Annotated in this window: 15 protein-coding genes; 5 read left to right on the forward strand and 10 right to left on the reverse strand. The window is 47.3% G+C overall.

What is annotated here, in order from left to right; translation table 11 throughout:
- Positions 1–415 precede the first annotated feature (415 nt).
- From OCU49_RS17755 to OCU49_RS17770, 4 genes are all read left to right on the forward strand, one after another.
- The gene (locus tag OCU49_RS17755; protein ID WP_261841896.1) at positions 416–1,402 is read left to right on the forward strand and encodes an XdhC family protein; all 987 of its coding nucleotides are present in this window, start codon (positions 416–418) and stop codon (positions 1,400–1,402) included.
- The gene (locus OCU49_RS17760; RefSeq protein WP_261841897.1) at positions 1,399–2,010 is read left to right on the forward strand and encodes a nucleotidyltransferase family protein; all 612 of its coding nucleotides are present in this window, start codon (positions 1,399–1,401) and stop codon (positions 2,008–2,010) included. Before OCU49_RS17755 ends, OCU49_RS17760 begins: the two co-directional genes overlap by 4 nt.
- A 69-nt stretch (positions 2,011–2,079) precedes the next feature.
- Positions 2,080–2,568, forward strand: a complete 489-nt coding sequence (locus OCU49_RS17765; protein WP_261841898.1) for a (2Fe-2S)-binding protein — start codon at positions 2,080–2,082, stop codon at positions 2,566–2,568.
- Complete coding sequence (locus OCU49_RS17770) at positions 2,565–4,808, forward strand: xanthine dehydrogenase family protein molybdopterin-binding subunit (protein ID WP_261841899.1); 2,244 nt, start codon at positions 2,565–2,567, stop codon at positions 4,806–4,808. Before OCU49_RS17765 ends, OCU49_RS17770 begins: the two co-directional genes overlap by 4 nt.
- 276 nt (positions 4,809–5,084) lie before the next feature.
- Here OCU49_RS17770 and OCU49_RS17775 read toward each other — a convergent pair whose 3' ends face one another.
- The 8 genes from OCU49_RS17775 to OCU49_RS17810 all read right to left on the reverse strand — a co-directional run bounded on the left by OCU49_RS17775 (position 5,085) and on the right by OCU49_RS17810 (position 14,578).
- Positions 5,085–5,798, reverse strand: a complete 714-nt coding sequence (locus OCU49_RS17775) for a UTRA domain-containing protein (protein ID WP_261841900.1) — start codon at positions 5,796–5,798, stop codon at positions 5,085–5,087.
- Positions 5,799–5,938: 140 nt separating this feature from the next.
- On the reverse strand, positions 5,939–8,332 hold the full coding sequence (locus tag OCU49_RS17780; protein ID WP_261841901.1) for a DNA polymerase II: 2,394 nt from the start codon (positions 8,330–8,332) through the stop codon (positions 5,939–5,941).
- Between the two features lie 71 nt (positions 8,333–8,403).
- Complete coding sequence (gene mvaD / locus OCU49_RS17785; RefSeq protein ID WP_261841902.1) at positions 8,404–9,411, reverse strand: diphosphomevalonate decarboxylase; 1,008 nt, start codon at positions 9,409–9,411, stop codon at positions 8,404–8,406.
- On the reverse strand, positions 9,395–10,327 hold the full coding sequence (gene mvk, locus OCU49_RS17790; protein WP_261841903.1) for a mevalonate kinase: 933 nt from the start codon (positions 10,325–10,327) through the stop codon (positions 9,395–9,397). Before mvk ends, mvaD begins: the two co-directional genes overlap by 17 nt.
- Positions 10,308–11,345: a mevalonate kinase family protein gene (locus OCU49_RS17795; RefSeq protein ID WP_261841904.1), complete on the reverse strand. Its 1,038-nt coding sequence runs from the start codon at positions 11,343–11,345 to the stop codon at positions 10,308–10,310. The genes mvk and OCU49_RS17795 overlap by 20 nt, the downstream gene beginning before the upstream one ends.
- Positions 11,332–12,498, reverse strand: a complete 1,167-nt coding sequence (locus OCU49_RS17800) for a hydroxymethylglutaryl-CoA synthase (RefSeq protein WP_261841905.1) — start codon at positions 12,496–12,498, stop codon at positions 11,332–11,334. The genes OCU49_RS17795 and OCU49_RS17800 overlap by 14 nt, the downstream gene beginning before the upstream one ends.
- 2 nt (positions 12,499–12,500) lie before the next feature.
- Entirely contained in the window at positions 12,501–13,544 is a 1,044-nt protein-coding gene (gene fni, locus OCU49_RS17805; RefSeq protein WP_261841906.1) for a type 2 isopentenyl-diphosphate Delta-isomerase, read from the reverse strand.
- A complete protein-coding gene (locus OCU49_RS17810; protein ID WP_261841907.1) occupies positions 13,544–14,578 on the reverse strand; it encodes a hydroxymethylglutaryl-coenzyme A reductase family protein in 1,035 nt (344 codons plus the stop codon). Before OCU49_RS17810 ends, fni begins: the two co-directional genes overlap by 1 nt.
- 268 nt (positions 14,579–14,846) lie before the next feature.
- Here OCU49_RS17810 and OCU49_RS17815 point away from each other — a divergent pair, with 268 nt between their 5' ends.
- Positions 14,847–15,242: a hypothetical protein gene (locus OCU49_RS17815; RefSeq protein WP_261841908.1), complete on the forward strand. Its 396-nt coding sequence runs from the start codon at positions 14,847–14,849 to the stop codon at positions 15,240–15,242.
- Positions 15,243–15,375: 133 nt separating this feature from the next.
- Here the strand turns inward: OCU49_RS17815 and OCU49_RS17820 are convergent, their stop codons facing one another.
- On the reverse strand, positions 15,376–16,953 hold the full coding sequence (locus OCU49_RS17820; protein WP_261841909.1) for a tetratricopeptide repeat protein: 1,578 nt from the start codon (positions 16,951–16,953) through the stop codon (positions 15,376–15,378).
- Positions 16,954–17,100: 147 nt separating this feature from the next.
- Positions 17,101–18,327, reverse strand: a complete 1,227-nt coding sequence (locus OCU49_RS17825; RefSeq protein WP_261841910.1) for an argininosuccinate synthase — start codon at positions 18,325–18,327, stop codon at positions 17,101–17,103.
- Positions 18,328–18,482: the final 155 nt, after the last annotated feature.

Raw genomic sequence — 18,482 nt, forward strand, 5'->3', positions numbered from 1 at the left:
TACGTTCAAGCCGTATATCGTTGCCATCATACCGAACACTTATCAAAATAACAGCCCCATTTTCTTAGCGGTTGCTCCGTCTATTCCCAGCCTTCGAACATAACTGAAATTCCCGGCTGTTCGACAAATATTTCCAAATACCTTCAACAACGATGATAAGGCGTTTTCCCTTTGGAGTAACAGATACGTCGGCTTTTCTCACTGAGCATTACCTGCTTGCTTTGATCCATCAATAGTCAGTCAGCACCTATCAATGCGCACCAAACACGCTTTGAGATTCAACATATTTGAAGTTATCACGAATAAGCATCACTTGACTTATACGTTTAAGACAATATATGTTTACAACACATAAATTACATTTAAGAGGCCTTTAAGATGAAACAATCAGCCTTTATTGAACACTGTAATGCTTATGAGTAATCAACTATCCCATATGCTGTCTGCCTGGTTAAGGACAGAAACCACCACCGAATGGGTGCTAGGTACTGTCTACAAAACTGAAGGCTCAGCCTATCGAAAAGCCGGCTCCATGATGCTAATAAACAGCCTGGGACAACAGTTCGGTTTGCTTAGTGGTGGTTGCCTGGAATCCGATATCATTCGTAACGCGCGTAAAGTGATGGCAACAGAGCGCCCTGTCACTTTGATATACGACAGCACAGACGAAGACGATCTCTCTTTCCATTTAGGCATCGGTTGTGGCGGCAAGATTTACATCATGTTACAGCCTCTCCTTTCAGATAATGATTTGAATCTCAAGGCAGTGGCTACCGCCCTGAAAAACAGAGAGTCAGGTACTTATTACCAGAAGATCGGCGGTCTTGAAGTGTATTTCAAACCAGGGGAACTTCGTCCACTACGACATAGCCATATCGAAGATGGTTGGTTAATCACACCTATTGTTCCTGAACCTCACTTACTCGTTGTTGGCGGCGGTATCGATGCTATTCCATTAGTTCGAATAGCCAAAGAACTGGGCTGGCGGGTAACCCTGGCGGATCCAAGACCAGCCAATGCAAGGGCTGAAAAGTTCCCGGAAGTAGACAAGGTAGTTCGGGAACTCGGCGTTACTCTCTCCAATTACGCAACTGAAACCCGGGTCGATGCAGCAGTATTGATGTGCCATAACATAGACCTTGATGCGCAGGGTTTACTTAACCTTCATCACTGCGACCTCAAGCATATTGCTCTGCTGGGGCCAAAGCATCGCTACCAACAGGTACTGGAATGCGCTGGGCTCAGCGAACGTGAATTAGGATGTCCCGTCTCAGGACCCGCCGGACTTAACATAGGTGGGCAACTTCCGGAAAGTATCGCGCTTTCCATTCTCGGTGAGTGCCACGCTGTATTGCATTCAGAATCAAGGAGTCCTCAACTTCAGTTAGTGACTGTTCGATGAACATCGCCTGCCTGTTACTAGCCGCCGGGGGAAGCTCACGGTTTGGAGGGCGAAAGCAACTCGCCTGCGTTGGTGGAAAATCCATGGTGCAACACACTCTGGAACAGCTAACACCCGTATTTAAACAAAAGCTCTACACAGTAATTGGTGCCTACCGGGATGAGATCCGTCCGGTTGTAAATAAGTATTCATATGTCATTGAACATGCCGGCTGGGAACAGGGACTGGGATCATCAATAGCTGAGGGTGTGAACACGATAACCAGACACGCGGACTATGATGGCATTTTGATCGCTCTCGCCGATCAGGTGATGGTCAGCCAAAATGACTATCTGACTCTCTTAGATACGTTTGATGGAACACAGATAGTTGCATCGAGTTATTCCGGAAAAAATGCCGTGCCAGCCCTGTTTCCAGCACAGTATTTCCCAGAACTTCAGGAATTCAATTCTGATTCAGGTGCACGCGCTCTGTTAGCCCTCCACACCAATGCTGTGATCTCTGTCTCACTCCCGCAGGCTGAAACTGATATCGATACAAAACAAGATCTAACTGAATTCACTGCTACTGCCAGTGAATCAGGCTTTCTAGGTGAGGGCTCAAATTAATCCCTTAAACAAAAAAGGATCGGTGCATTCAATAATCTGATCATCAAAAATAACTAGGATGACTATGACATGACCACATTTAAATTAAACGGTAAGCAGGTATCAAGCACTGCTGCTAACGATACACCACTGCTATACGCATTAAGGGGTGACTTTGAGCAAAACGGCCCAAAATTTGGCTGTGGAATCGCTCAATGCGGCAGCTGCAGCGTACTCGTTGACGGTAAAGTCGTTCGCTCTTGTGTTATGCCAGTTTCCGCTATCCAAAATAAAAACGTCACGACTCTGGACGGACTGGCCGTTTCCGACAACCAACTGCAAGCACTTCAACAGGCTTTTTTAGATGAGCAAGCTGCACAGTGTGGCTATTGCACCAACGGCATGATCATGGAAGCAACAAGCCTTCTGAAAGAAAACCCAAACGCAAATGATGAAGAAATTCGTCAGGCATTGAGCGATGTTTTATGCCGTTGCGGGAGCCAGGCACGGGTATTAAAAGCTATCAAACGTGCCCAGGGTGCAGACTTGGGAACAAATGTAGGAGCAGCAGACTTATGAGCAATGTTAAAGAATCCAGTGTTTCCAGACGGAATTTTCTAAAAGTAGCAGGCGGTCTGACAGCATGCTTTATGCTGCCAGTGAGCTTTAGCGGCGCACAAGCAGCTGATATCAAGCTTCCATGGATTACAACTAAATACCCAACGGTTGATGCCTGGATTCGTATCAATCCGGAAGGCACGGTTTCCGTATTTTCAGGCAAAGCAGAACTCGGACAAGGTGTGCAAACAGCTATCTGTCAAATTGTGGCGGAAGAGCTGGATGTAAATATGAGCCGTGTTGAAATGGTCAATCCGGATACATCTCTCTCGCCAGAAGAGTTTTACACAGCAGGTAGCGTATCCATAGAAACAAGTGGTATGGCTATCCGGCACGCCAGTGCTGAGGTCCGTGACCACCTTCTTGGATTAGCAGCAGTTACTACCAAGATTAAGAAAACAGGTGCGACTGTTACGGACGGTGAAATCGTCGGTAGCAACGGTGCGAAAACAAATTACTGGTCACTCGTTACCAATAAAACGATTGATATAAAAATGACCGGTAAAGTCGCACCTAAAGATCCATCCACCTATAAGCTCGTTGGTAAACCCCTTCCACGTATTGATTTGCAGGACAAACTGACCGGTAAAGAAAGCTTCATATCAGATATTCGCTTACCTAATATGACCCATGGCCGTGTCGTACGCCCTACCCGACCAAACTTTACATTACGTAAGGTTGCCACTGCTGATGTTAAAACAATGCCTGGAGTTATCTCTGTTGTTCAGGATGGTAGCTTTCTGGGAGTGGTCGCTGAGCGGGAAGAACAAGCTATCGCTGCGGCAAGAGTATTAAGTAACAATGCTGAATGGGATAGCCCGGCACTAAAACCAACTCATAGCGATCTGCCGAGTCAGATTAAAAATCTGCCAAGCAAATCAGAAACTTTTTTTGAAACGGGTGATCTCGCCCAGTCAAAAGGTCGCCAGATATCTGCCTCTTATTATCGTCCATTTATCGCCCATGCTGCGACATCACCATCATGCGGCATCGCCAAGTTTGAAGGCGATACGCTGACAGTCTGGTCGCACACTCAGGGGGTATTTCCTGGGCGCCGGGATATGGCGTTCGCCCTTGGCATGCCTGAAGAGAAAATTCGCTTTATCCACGCTCATGGTGCTGGTTGCTTTGGCCATAATGGTGCCGATGATGTTGGTATGGATGCTGCGCTGTTGGCACGTGCGTCAGGCCGCCCCGTTAAAGTAATGTGGTCTCGCCAGGATGAAATGGCTCAGGCGCCCTGTGGTACCGCTATGCGCATGGAGTTAACAGCGACAATCGACGACGCAGCCAAAATAGTTGGCTATGAGCACGATGTATGGACCGGTATTCACGGCGCACGCCCTGGCTTACAGTTCTATATGGACGCAGGTACAGGCACCGCTTATTTGCCAATGTGGAATCTTGATAACCCCGTCAAACGCTATGACATTGTTGATATTCCACCGAAGTTTGGTGGTGGCGGTGAGCGCAACGCAAACCCGATTTATGATATCCCCAATACACGTGTCGTTAAGCATCTGATTCCTGAGATGCCATTAAGGGTTTCTGCGCTCAGAACTCTGGGAGCGCATGGCAACATCTTCGCGATGGAATGCTTCCTTGATGAAATTGCATTGGATTTAAATGAAGATCCGGCAGCATTGCGTATACGCCATCTAACAGACCCACGTCACAAAGAAGTTATTGAGCAAGTCGTCAAGAAATCCGGCTGGACGGGCAAAAGAGGCGGCAATGGCAAAGGTCGTGGACTGGCATTCAGCCGGTACAAGAACCGCGCCGGTATGACAGCAATCGTTGTTGATGTCGATGTCGATCTGAAAACTGGCGAAGTTACCATTGAAAAAGTCACCGCTGCGGTAGATGCCGGACAGGCTATCAATACCGACGGCGTGGCTAACCAGGTCGAAGGCGGTATTATCCAATCCTTAAGCTGGGCATTGATGGAAGAAGTAACCTATAACGAAGATGCTATTACCAGCTTAGACTGGATAACATATCCTATCTTAAAACTGGACAACACGCCGACAGTCGACATACAGGTTATTAACCGACCAGATCAGGCTCCGCTTGGAGTAGGTGAAGTATCACAAGGTCCTGCGTCTGCAGCACTGGCGAATGCAGTTTTTGATGCCTGTGGCGCACGGGTACGTGAACTGCCGCTACGTCCTGAAAAAATCAAAGCAGCGATGACAAGCTAGCCCATAATATTGTTGCTCCATTGTCTGGAGAACATAGTCAAGCCTGAATCCTTTGTAGCTAACATAAAGATACTGCAAAGGGCTCAGGCTTTTTTGATATTATGAATCGAAGAACTCTCGTCATAAAAGCTTTTCATCAACCCTTAAAGAATCAGTTATGGTTGATGTTACGTCACTCACAAAGGAATGTAGCTTTCAGTTTTAGGGCTCTGTTTTGACCTTCAACTGACAAACAATATTAGAACTGGGATTAGATTTAATCCTATAGGTAGGACTCTACCCATCAATATTCACCACCAACTTGATCGCATCGTGTAGCCAGAACTCACGGTCGAATTCCAGAAAATCACCGTTTTCGTCGTAACAGAGCCGTTCAAGATACAGGCCCGTGCTGCCCTGATTAACGTTAAGAATATTAGCTTCATCACCGACCAGTGCCTGAGAGCACACTTCTATCTTTCGTTCCGCCGGCGCCAGTTGATAGGTATCCCGTAGCATTTTCCATAAAGAATGGTCAGTATCCTGATTGAGTAATCCCGGACACTTGAGCGGGTTAACGTAGTTATGCTCAACAAGCAGGCAGCGGTCATCAACAAACCGGCGGCGAACAAAATGGTAAATAGGTGAACCAGCTGTCATTTCACACTGATCCGCCAGCCATGCAGGTGTCTCTGTGAGAACCTTAGTCAGGGTTTCTGTCTTTGGCACAAAGCCCTGCTCTGCGACATAACGGGTAAATCCCACATCTCGGCTAGGTTCATAGCTCAGGCGTGCCGGTGTAACAAACCACCCACGGCGGTTTGATCTGTAAATTCTCCCTTCAGCCTCAAGCTGCCCCAGCGCCTGACGTAAGGTAACCCGTGTTGTATTGAAGCGCTCTGCCAGTTCACGCTCAGCAGGTAACCTTGCCTGACTGTCCAGACTGTTAGCCGTTATCCATTCCCAGAGCTGTTCACGAACCTGGAGATAAACCGGAGAATTACTCAGCATTCAAATGTCCTGTAAAACACCGCCGCAAAGCGAAAAAAGTGATGCGTTAACAACTATTTGCCATTCTAACAGCAAAGCTCTACTTAAAAAATTCTGCAGAAATAACAGCGTAAAAAGAAGTTATACGGGGATCGCTTAAACTAAAACAGTTTAAATTGTGGTGTCGCCATCGATTCAAAATCCTGATCCAAAAAGACCAGAATGGTATCAATCACTGGCAGCAGCTGTTTATCCGTATAATGCTGGTAATCAATGGCGGAATGCCTGTAACGGGCCGGTTCAGGGCCGTTAACAGTTATCACATACTCGATGTATGTACCGGCCGATATCTGATCAGGCTTACCTTCCTTTGCCAGTTGTTCACACAGCTTATGTGCCGCCTGAATCTGTGGCGGTTTATTCTTCTGATAGTCAGCAAGCGGCCGGCGTAATCGCTTTCGGTAAACTAATTCATCATCCAGCACACCTTCCCGCAAATCCTGCAGAACAGCTTTCAAATATTCAAGATAAGGCTGGTCAGTAAAGATTTTTTCATACAAGTCCTGCTGCACCCTACGTGCCAGAGGCGTCCAGTCTGAACGGACGTTTTCCAGCCCTTTGAATACCATTTTGTGGCTACCGTCGGGCTTATACTGAATACCCGCATAACGCTTCTTGGTACCTTTATCTGAATGCCGCATGGTTGGCATCAAAAAGCGCTGATAGTGGGTTTCGAATTCAAGTTCCAAATGACAGTCAATGTCGAATCTTTCCCGCAAATTCTGACGCCACCAGCGATTCAGCTCTGTCGCCAGTCGCTTACCTTCAGTAGCGGCATCCTGTTCCGGAAAGTCATTGCCCAGCCAGACAAACACGGAATCTGTATCGCCATAAATAACTTTATAGCCAAATTCCTGCTCTATCTGATCCTTTGTACGGTTAAGAATTTCATGGCCACGTAAGGTAATTGAACCTGACAAACGTGAATCAAAAAAGCGGCAGACATTAGACCCCAACACACCGTAAAAGCTATTCATGATGATCTTAATTGCTTGGGAAAGCGGTGCGTTTTTTTCAGCCTTGGCCTGATCGCGAGCCGTCCAGAGCGTTTCAATGATCGACGGCAGGATACTGTCACGCCGGTCAAAAATACCATTATTAAAGCCGGGAATCAGGCTCTCAGGCGGTACATCCGTCCCGGTTCCCTGCGCTAATCCGTAAGGATCGACCATAAAGGTAAGGATAATACTGGGATACAGACTCTTAAAATCCAGCACCAGCACATGTTCAAATAAGCCAGGCGTTGAATCCATGACAAATCCGCCAGGTGCGCCCATGTCGGCACCGGATGCATATACACGGGCGACATATCCCTTACGGTGTAATCGCGGTAAATACTGGTTATCAAAAGCGGCTGCTGAACCGCCTATTTTATCCAGTGCCAGCCCGGTTAATCTTCCCCGCTCTACCAGATAATGCAGCAACTGAGCTTTTTCAAAAATGTCCCAAACCAGCTTGCAGTCTTCCAGATTATACTCTGCCAGCAGACGTGGATTTTCCCGGTATGTCTGCTGAATTTCTTCGCCACGGTTTAAGCCATCATCCACCTGATGCCCCAATAATTTACCGCGCTCCAAGAGATGATTCGCGACATATTCCAGCGAAAAACTTTCAAACTGAAAGGTCGCACCTTTAAGGGTATCAATTCCGTCGACGACTACCCGACCGGCAATACGGCAAAACCACTTGCCCTGCCCTGACTGCATTACATTAAGCGGATGGTTATCCCGCCCCAGCGATAAACGCACGCCCAACGCACGGGCACGTTCATATATTACCCGGAAATCGAAGCCGACAACGTTCCAGCCAATGAAGATATCTGGATCATATTCCCGGGTAATACGATCAAAAGCCTTTAGTAACTGGCGTTCATCAGGAACATAGATCAGCCAGTCATCTACTGGCTTACCCTCTGCCTTATCATCAGCCGGATCACCAATCATGACTACTTTGCGAAAATCATCGGCATAGAAACCAATAGAAAAGATGTGATCAGCTCGCATGGTCGTTTCAATATCTAACGACAACATTTTAAGCTCAGGCTTGATATCCACAGGCTGCAAACGCATTCCCTGATCAGTCATCACTGCCCGGGCACCCGCCTGAATAAAACGCTCCATCAGATAACGGTCAACACCACGGATATCTTCTTCCATCATGCCGATATGTGCATTCGTCAGGCGCTCGATTACTTGTCGCTGTACAGCCAGAGACTGGCTATACAAGCCATGTACACCGCGTTGTTCGAGTTCTTTTAAAGGAAGGTCTACGAGACGCCAGCCTAACAGATCGTGCAGTAAGCTTTGGATTTCAGATACGTCGTCATCAAAAACAAAAAAGACCACTTCCTGGCCTTTTATCGTGACATTAAATCCGCCGTTGGCATCCTTCAGCCAGTAGCTAAAATCGATACCATCTTTGCTGTCATACTGCTGCCGGGTAAGGATGAATCCTTCCCGGCTAGCGCCTGTCAGTGACAAATCAACAATATTCATTTAACTACTGAAAGCACTGTTAGAAAGCACGGTTAAAAAGTGCTGGAGGAAAGCCCTGTTAATAAGCAAAGCTACTGATTTCCAAAAGGCGTAATCACCTGCATGTCAGGGAATTGTTTGCAGATTTCAGCTTCGTCTGCAGTGTTAAAAAGCACTTTAAGGTTCGGCCCTGCATCCATAGTGAAATAGAGTGACAGCCCTTCTGCTCTCAACTGCCAGATTTTATGCATGGCAGTAACCGAGTCAGCCTGCCAGTAAAGCAGCGGTGGCCAGGAAGCAATCATAGTGGCATGCATCGACAGTGCATTCTGCTCAGCTGTTTGCCCTAGCAATTTAAAGTCCTGCGTTTCAATAGCCGTATGCAACTGGCTGAGATCCGCCGCAGCCTGCATTGGCCAGCTTTGATACAGATGAGCGGTAGCAACTGTACGGTTCATACCGGAGCGGGAATCGACCGGTTTTTGCGCCGTACTGACTTTAATCAAACCAATACGTAACTCTGGCCACTGAGCGGCTAATGGAGCGGCAATACTGTCCATGCCATCTTCACGCTGGCCCATCTGCCATTCAACAAAGCCTGTAAACAAAGATCTGCTGGCACTGCCACTGCCCATTCGGGCAAAAGCAGACTGCAGTGATAGATCCAGCTCTAAGCGATAGAACTCATTCACCGCCTGCATCAGAGCAGCAAAACCAGAAGCAGACGAAGCAAGTCCGGCTGCCGTTGGTATGTTATTTTCAGTTTCTACCCGCACCTTATGATCAGCGCCACGGCGAAACATATCGATAAAGGCAATGACTTTAACTGCGAAACTATTATCAGCAGCTAACAGCTCATCGTTCAGAACTACCTGATCCTGTTCGGTATCCGACAGCAGAATCCGGGTTTTACTTCCCAGATGCGCCAATGATACAGATAAGCTGGAATTGATCGGCAGATTTAACTCGGCGTCTCGTTTGCCCCAATATTTACACAAGGCAATATTACTTGGCGCAAAACTAAAGGTTTTCATGCTCTGAGGCGATACTGTATCTGGTAGATACTCTGCGACAACCTGCTGCTTAGTAAATTTCAACATTCACCCCCTGCGGTGACAAACTGACAGGAATTTCCTGATACTCAAGTGCCAGCTCCGGGTCACTGCCTAATGCCAGTACACAGTCTCCCAGACCTGAACCGGAAATCTTTGCACCATAAATTTTAGACGACTGCCGCAAGCGGTAAACCAGATCTGATAACGCCAGATCATTTACTCCCAACGCATCCATTAAACCCTGATAGACATTCATACACTGACCTAATGCTTGCCAGTCCTGTTTAGCTAACGCAGCCTCAGCATCAAAGGTACACTGGCCCATCAACCAATACAGCTTCTGATACAGCTCAGGTAAGGTTTTAGTATGCTGCTCAACCTGACGCAGCACCTCAGGCGTTGTGGTTTTATAGCCCACATAATACAAACTAAGCTGTGGTACCTGCCCCAAAGGCTCTATCTGGCAAGGATTCACGGTATAGCCTACTGACGCTCCAAAAACACTGGCGGCTAAATCGGTTCCTGAACCTCTGCCCTGTACTTTATGCACAGTCGCCAGCGCTTTACGAAACAGCTCATAGCTGTCGGACGCTTGCTGACAATACGCATCCAGCGCAGCAGTGGTTGCCACAGTGACTGCAGCAGAAGACCCCAAACCCAGCGTATGACCAAAACCAGCTTCAATCTTCAAATCAAAGCCTTTATGTAAGTCATCAAGATGTTGCTCGATAACCGCCAACACAAAACTCAGTTTCGCTTCAACCTTTAAATCATCCAGATCAGCAGAATAGTCAGCCAGACTGGAATCTATATTAACAACACGATCATCCCGTGGTGTCAGTGTGACATAGATGTGTTTATCTACCGCGCACGCCAGCGCACGCTCACCAAACAATACTGAATGCTCCCCCATCAGCATAATGCTGCCAGGAGCAGACGCTCTAATGACTGAGTCGAGCACCGTATCTGTCCTCTTCTATGGCAAAGTATTCATAACTGAAGTTCGTACAGAGATTTGCCAGCACCTGCTCATTAATGCCACATGCCAGCATTGCGCCTCCGGCATCACCCCGTACCGAGCCCGCACCACTGATTTTAACCGCCCCACCGGCAGCTTCCACTGCTCTGGCAAACCGGGCGACCTTATCCGGCACAACACCTATCACTTCCAGCAAACGCTGATTTTCCCGTATGGCAACGCGGGCATCACGCTTATCTAAAACAGCATCTTTAATCTGTGCAGTAATGGCAGCAAACTCCTGCCATATTGCTGAATTAGCAAAACGGCTACGCACCTGTTCAACACATTCGCCTGTTCCGGCAACCGGACGGCCACTGTTAATATAAAACCACTGACCGGTAAGAGTTACATCAGGAATAGCAGCGGGCACACTATTTAACACCTCGACCAAACCACCAAAGCTTACAGTAGCAGAATCAATCATCCCGCCACGACCGTGACACAACCGCTCGCAATAACGAGTCATTTCATAAAGTTTTTGTGTGGAAAAAGCATCGCCAAACTGCGCGGAAACCAATGTAAGAACCGACGCAGCGGCCGCTGCAGATGAGCCCATTCCGGCACCTGCCGGTAACTCTGACCTGACGGTTAACTGTAAATGTTCTTTTGGATCAGACTCAGGTAAGCATAATGCCAGGCAATACAACACCAGCTGCTGCGGTGATTGCAAAATAGCTGCTGCAGCTAACTCACCTGATTCAAAATCTTTATGTCGACTATCCAGCAATGCAACCTGTGCGCGTACATCAGCCCAGCTTAAAAAGCCCTGTTGTTGTAAATCAGGTAATGACCAGGAGAGACCAGCAGCAGTATCCGGCAGGATACTGCACTGACTATGGATGTGACGCGCCACGGCTAATGCCAGTGCTGGCGCACCGTAGACAACAGCGTGTTCGCCGCTGAGAATCAGTTTGCCAGGTGCTAAGCTTGCAGCTGACGCCTTATTAGCAAGCGACATACTCACGCTTATGGTGAGAAATACTGGCTAAACGGAAGCGACCTGTCGACTCACGACGACGTTCATGTACGCCACCATCAGTAGGTTCAACTTCGTTATACAAACGCAGGTATTCTTCATAAGAAACCGCATTACGTGCTGCCAGCATTGCCTGATGGCGTGCACTGTGCAGATAGTTTTCATAACCTGCAACAATTCTGCCAGAGAAAAACTCTGCCACACAGCCAGAACCATAACTGAAGAAGCCAATACGCTTTCCTTCAAGATCCTGCTTGCAGTTTTCCAGTAAAGACACCAGGCCAATGTACATAGAAGCCGTATAGCTATTACCGATAATACGGTTATACGACAATGTATCTTCCACCTGCAGGTCCAGCATTTCAGGGCTCAACTCACTCTGATTCAACTTGGCTAAATGCTTATGAGCTTTCTGTGCCATGCGGGTAAACGGCAGGTGATAACAAAAATGCTGAAAATCATTGAATGCCAGTGAACTTGCCGTACAGAAATTTTCCCAGGCTAACTTCAATGATTTCAAGTAAATCTTGGTTGAATATTTACCATCCACTAATGCGGTAGAACGGTAATTCGGGCGCCAGAAATCCATCACGTCTTCAGTGTAGTTACCCACTTCAGGATCAATTTCCACTAAACGCGGATTAGCCGTAATCAAAATTGCCACAGCACCACATCCCTGAGTCGCTTCACCCGGAGTATCCAGGTCATAACGTGCTACATCAGATGCGATCACCAATACGCGTTTTTCAGGCTGACGGGCAACCAGTGCACAGGCCATTTGAATTGCAGCAGTGGCGCTATAACAGGCTTGCTTTAACTCCACAACGCGACAATTCGACGTTAATCCCAATAAACGGTGGACATAAACACCCGCAGACTTTGACTGATCAATGCCGGTTTCTGTCGCAAACATAATTGTGCTGATCGATTCAGCACCCACTCGTTCAATCAGCGGATAAGCAGCGTTAGCGGCCATTGTGACGATATCTTCGTCTGGCGCAGGCATACCCATTTTTTCCTGACCGATGCCTTTATAATATTTATCGACATCTATATCGCGTACTTCAGCAAGCTGCTGGAGATCAAGAAAATAATTAGAGGTGTAGAAGCTTATTTCATCAATACCGACGGACATACCTAATTTCGATCCTCACCCTCACTCAATATTAGAGCCCGGTTCATATATACGCTGTTTATATCCGACATTCCCAGCAGAAACATCGCAGTGGTAAATTCACGCCGGATTTGTTCGATAACCTGGACTACCGCGTCGGCAGACTCCATGGCAGGTTTTAAGAATGGAGTAGCCATGCCACATATCGAGGCGCCGAGTATAACAGATTTAATCATATCAATCCCATCCCTGAGACCACCACTGGCAATGAAATCAGCCTGTTGTTGATACGGCTCAGCAAGACGTAGTGCTAAGGGTGTAGGGATTCCCCAGTCCTGAAACGTCAGGCCCAGATTATCACTTACATTTCGCGCCCGGTGATACTCAATACGACTCCATGAGGTACCGCCACAACCGGCCAGGTCAAAGTGTTTAACACCCAATTTAAGCCCCGCTTCAATGTCCTGCGAAGATAAGCCACAACCCACTTCTTTAAACATGACCGGAACCGTTAACTGCTCCACTAGGTCAGCAATTTTAGACGTCAAACCAGAGAAATCAGTATCACCTTCTGGCTGAACCGCTTCCTGTAATGGATTCAGATGCAAATACAATGCATCAGCCCCCAAACAATCGACGGCTTCCTGACACTTTGCAATATCAAAACCGTAGTTCAGCTGCACAGCACCAACATTACTGCACAAAACTGTTGTCGGCGCGTATTCGCGTAATTCAAAGCTAACTCTGGCACCAGGCTGGGTAAACATTACCCGCTGCGAACCTACGGCTAATGCCACACCAGTCTGTTCAGCCGCAATAGCCAGGTTACGGTTAATGGTTCGGATCAACTCGTGATCTCCACCAGTCATCGACGAGATCAGTAACGGAAAGCTCAGTCGCTTACCGAGAAACTCAACCGACGTATCGATCTGATCCAGCGCCACTTCTGGCAATGCTCTGTGGGTCAGATGAATACGGTCAAAATAGCGACCGTCCCGATCAGTCGCTGCATCTTTTTCGATGGCGCGAATATGTTCGATTTTGCGATCGTTAGTCTGATCGGTCATTATCTTTCCATCTTCAGATGAGATTCCATCAGCTCACCGGGATTTGTCTGTGCAGCCATTAGTGACAACTCGCCACACAAAACTGTTGCCGCACAAATTGCCGCCAAACGTCGGGCATTTGCACCTGGTTCACGGTCTTCCTTACATCCCAGTGCACGCAGATTTTCTTCTACGAATTCAATACCTTTACCATTACCAACACTGCCCATAATCAGGTTAGGCAGGGTACAGGAAAAGTATAAATCACCGTTCCGGACTTCCGCATGCACGATACCCTGAGATCCCTCAATGATATTTGCTGCATCTTGACCGGTGGCCAGATAAAAGGCCAATAACATATTCGCATAGTGCGCATTCGCGCTGCGCAAACCGCCGGCAACCATAGTGCCGATCAGGTTTTTCTTAATATTCAGATCAACCACTTTTTCCGGTGTGGTTTTCAGACGGCGCTCACACAGCTCACGGGGTATCAGAATTTCGCTGACAACATATTTACCGCGACCAAGAATACCATTCACTGCAGTGGCTTTTTTATCGGAACAGTAATTCCCGGAAATAGAACAGTAATCCAGCTGTGGATATTCGTTCAGCAACCATGGAATCAGCTTATCCGCCGCATTCGTCACCATGTTATGCCCTGAAGCATCACCGGTGGTAAATTCCAATCGCAGATAAATAAGATTAGCCACAACCTGGCTGTGCATGTCGATCAGTTTGGCAAACCGGCTGGTCTGAGCCACAACTGCATTCAAATCATCCTGACGGGACTTAATTGACTGCAGTGCCTGCACCGCTTCTAACGCGTCTTTAGCTTCCAGCAAAATCGACCGGGACATACGCTCATCAACAACGGTGGTACGTATACCATCAGTCAGCGCAGAAATCCGCGCGCCACGGCCAACGGAAGGCCATAGCGGGGTTTCGTAGGTCGCCAGCGGGACCATTACTTTTTCTTCCAGGATATGCCCGCAAATTTTAAGCGGACCTACCGAGCGCATAGGGATCGGCGCCTGTTGAATTTTATGGGATTTCATAAGCTTTTTACTGATATATAGATTGGTCTAAATTGAAGAATTCCGACCAACTTTGTGGTCGACACTACCCGGCACATCCAGGTCAGCCAATTTAAGATGGCGCGATTTTATCGACCCCCTGCTTAATATGCAATTAGCCGAACAGTACTCAGCCCGCTATCTGACAGAATTCATTGCCAGATCAGCATCTTGCAGAGCTCAAACCTACCCACCATATTGACAAGCTACTGCTTGACTAAATATTCATCTGCGCCGCATACTTCAGGATATGATCAAACTGGAATTATTAAAAGATATCGATATGCTGTACGCATTGAAGGACAATCAGGGAAATATATTGGCCATCTCTCAATACGAGCAAACCGGCTCTGTCGTTGTGGATGTAAGTGACCCTGATGTTATGGAGTTCCTCAACAATCAGAATAAGATCCATTCTCCGGAACAGTATCTGAATAACTCTGACGGCAATATTGGCCGTATCCTTGAAGACCTTATTGAACTGTTGATCAGCCAGAACACTATCCGCTTCACTGACCTGCCTGAAGAAGCACAGCAAAAACTCATGAATCGTAAGCTGGCCCGTTCAGCGCGCAGCCTGTTAATGGGCGATGACCCAACGGATACTAACAACAATTCAATTTTATTAGATGACGATACGATTTAATAGCAATGCAGTTAACAGCATGCAATTAACAGTCCTCAATAAATAGTAACGCTGTTAACGCGATACATTCTTCCAGTGTACCTGCATAACCTCTGTCGCCACTCATAACAGCACCTGTATTTAAGCGCTGTTTTCAGCCAGGTACCGCATCCGCAAATAAACCAGCCAGGCGCTGTCCCATAGTTCTATAGCGATTCTGCTGCTTACGGCTCAGCACATTAAAGTCCAGTCCCCATAACAACTCGTCTATTTCCACAAGCTCTCTTTCAGGTATACTTTCTCGCTGCCCGGCACGTTCCAGATAAACCTGTACCAAATTTAACACAACGCCTGGATTATCCGGCAAGCACAGATTCGCTTTACGGAACAAAGATAACGCTTTTTCAAAATCCTGCTTACGGTAACTAAGCATTCCCTGAACATTTAGTTTTCCCCAGTCCAGTTCAATTACCTGGCGGTTAAGCTGTTCTTTTATCTGCTGCGCTTCACTTTCGACATCACTCCCACGTATCCTATCTAGTAACAGCTCCTGCCACTGCGCCTGCTCGCCGGCCCCACACTGACAATATAATTCGAATGCAGCCTGACAAGCTGACATAAACTCTAGATCCACACCGCGGGCACGGTACAACTCCACCCAGAACAAACGGGCTATAAACCGTGTTTGCAGATCACTGAATGTAAGTATCAGCTCTTCCAGCGCTTTCACCGCTGCTTCCTGCGCAGCAACAGAATCAGCATCGCCTGAGGCATCAACCTTCACCTGCAAGCTGGCCACCAACCCTATGTAATAACTTTGCTGCTGGAAACAGCCACCACGGGAGTATTCTATGGCATCACGGTAGGCGTTCGCCGCGATCGAATACTCACCTTCATGGAGTGCAATTTTACCTAGCGCAGCCTGTAGCTGAGGTGAAGTTGGCTGAATCAGTGTCGCCTGACGCAGTAAATCAATTGCGGTTCGTTGCTCACCAATAGCCCGGTGAGCATTAGCCAGGCCAACAAAAGCTTCAACACATAAATGTGCTTCCTGAATCACGCCTTTGAATACCCGAATGGCTTCCTGTACCTGCCCTAAACGGGATAAGGCCACACCTAAGCCAACACGGGCCCAAGGTAAATCACGTCGACTGAGCAAACCTTTGAACAGTTTAACTGCTTTATCTTCCTGCCCCAGACGGAGCAGTATTTCGCCTTCCAAGCGCTGGATATACAACACCAGTCCCGGATAGGACTTAATATAATGTCCGCACTGCTCCAACGCTTCCGACAGTTGTCCCTGATTAAGTAATTTCTCTAAAGGCTTTAAAACACTTTTGATCCGCAAAATCTTTTCTAAACGTACCCGAATTTTAGCGACATCATAAGGTTTGGAAATATAGGTATCCGGAGCGGTATCAAGCGAACCAAAAAGAAGTTTCGAGCGATCCTGATCAACAATCAGAATAAAGGTGGTGGTATAAAGCTTAGTGCCTTCCGCACTGGCCTCCTGAATTAACTGCAGGCCATTCTTTTCTGCTTTACCCAGATCAAATAACGCAAAGCAAATGTCATACGTCTCTTCACGCAACAATGCCAAAGCCATATTCACTGATGACGCCACATGAACCGTTTTAACACCTAACTGACTCAGCACACGCTTAAGTTCAGTCAAATCTTCAAAACGATTATCGACAATCAGAACTTTGTTTTGTGAATAATTTATTTCCATAAACTCGACATCAAAGGCTAGCGCTCAAAGTAGCATAGTTATCAAGCAACTAGAACTCCCGGCACGCCCCCTGAACAGCAAAAAACCCGCTATGTCACCATAACGGGTTTTTCAAAAAATCAGTTTTCTGAAAACTGATTTTTATGCTTAGTCTTCCAGCAGATTGCGACCTTTGCCTGCGGCAATACGCATACGCAAAGCGTTCAGCTTAATAAAGCCAGCAGCATCTTTCTGATCGTAAGAACCGGCATCATCTTCGAAAGTAGCAATGTTCTCATCGAACAGACTATCTTCAGAACGACGACCAACAACAATTACATTACCCTTATATAGCTTCAGGCGAACGTCACCATTCACGTTACGCTGTGAGTAATCGATCATTTCCTGCATCATCTTACGTTCTTCTGACCACCAGAAGCCGTTATAGATAACTTTGGCATAACGCGGCATCAGCTCATCTTTCAGGTGAGCGACTTCACGGTCCAGAGTAATAGACTCAATTGCACGGTGTGCGCGCAGCATGATAGTGCCGCCCGGTGTTTCGTAACAACCGCGGGACTTCATACCAACGAAACGGTTTTCAACAATATCCAGACGGCCAATACCGTGCTCACCACCAACCTTATTCAGGTAAGTCAGAACAGTTGCCGGAGACATTGCTTCACCGTCGATTGCAACGATGTCACCCTTTTCGTAAGTCAGTTCCATGTACTGTGCTTCATCCGGAGCTTCTTCCGGAGATACAGACCAGCGCCACATATCCGTTTCAGCTTCAGCCCACGGATCTTCCAGGATGTCACCTTCGTAAGAAATGTGCAGCAGGTTAGCATCCATAGAATATGGAGACTTCTTCTTCTTGTTGGAGAAGTCCACTGGAATATCGTGTTCTTCACAGTACTGCATCAGCGTTTCACGGGATGTCAGATCCCATTCACGCCATGGAGCAATTACTTCAACGCCAGGCTTAAGTGCATAAGCACCCATTTCAAAACGAACCTGATCATTGCCCTTACCAGTCGCGCCGTGAGAAATAGCATCAGCACCGGTTGAGTTAGCAATTTCAATCAGACGCTTCGCAATCAGCGGACGTGCGATTGACGTACCCAGCAGGTACTCACCTTCATAAATGGTGTTAGCACGGAACATTGGGAAAACGAAATCACGTACAAACTCTTCGCGAAGATCTTCGATGTAAATTTCTTTTACACCCAGGGCTTCGGCTTTCGCACGCGCAGGTTCAACTTCTTCACCCTGGCCCAGATCCGCCGTGAATGTCACGACTTCACAGTTGTAAGTTTCCTGCAACCAACGAACGATTACAGATGTATCAAGGCCGCCGGAGTAGGCCAGCACAACCTTTTTAATGTCGGACATAAAAGAACTCCACACGAAAATCCACCACCGGGCAGACAACCCGATGTATTACCTGAAAAAGGAAAGGGCGAAATTATAGCATGAATACAGAGCAGGAACAGAGACAGTAAGGATAATTCCCCACTATCTCCAAGGCCAATAGAGTTTTTGTATAC

This window comes from Aliamphritea ceti (assembly GCF_024347215.1).
Lineage (GTDB): Bacteria > Pseudomonadota > Gammaproteobacteria > Pseudomonadales > Balneatricaceae > Amphritea > Amphritea ceti.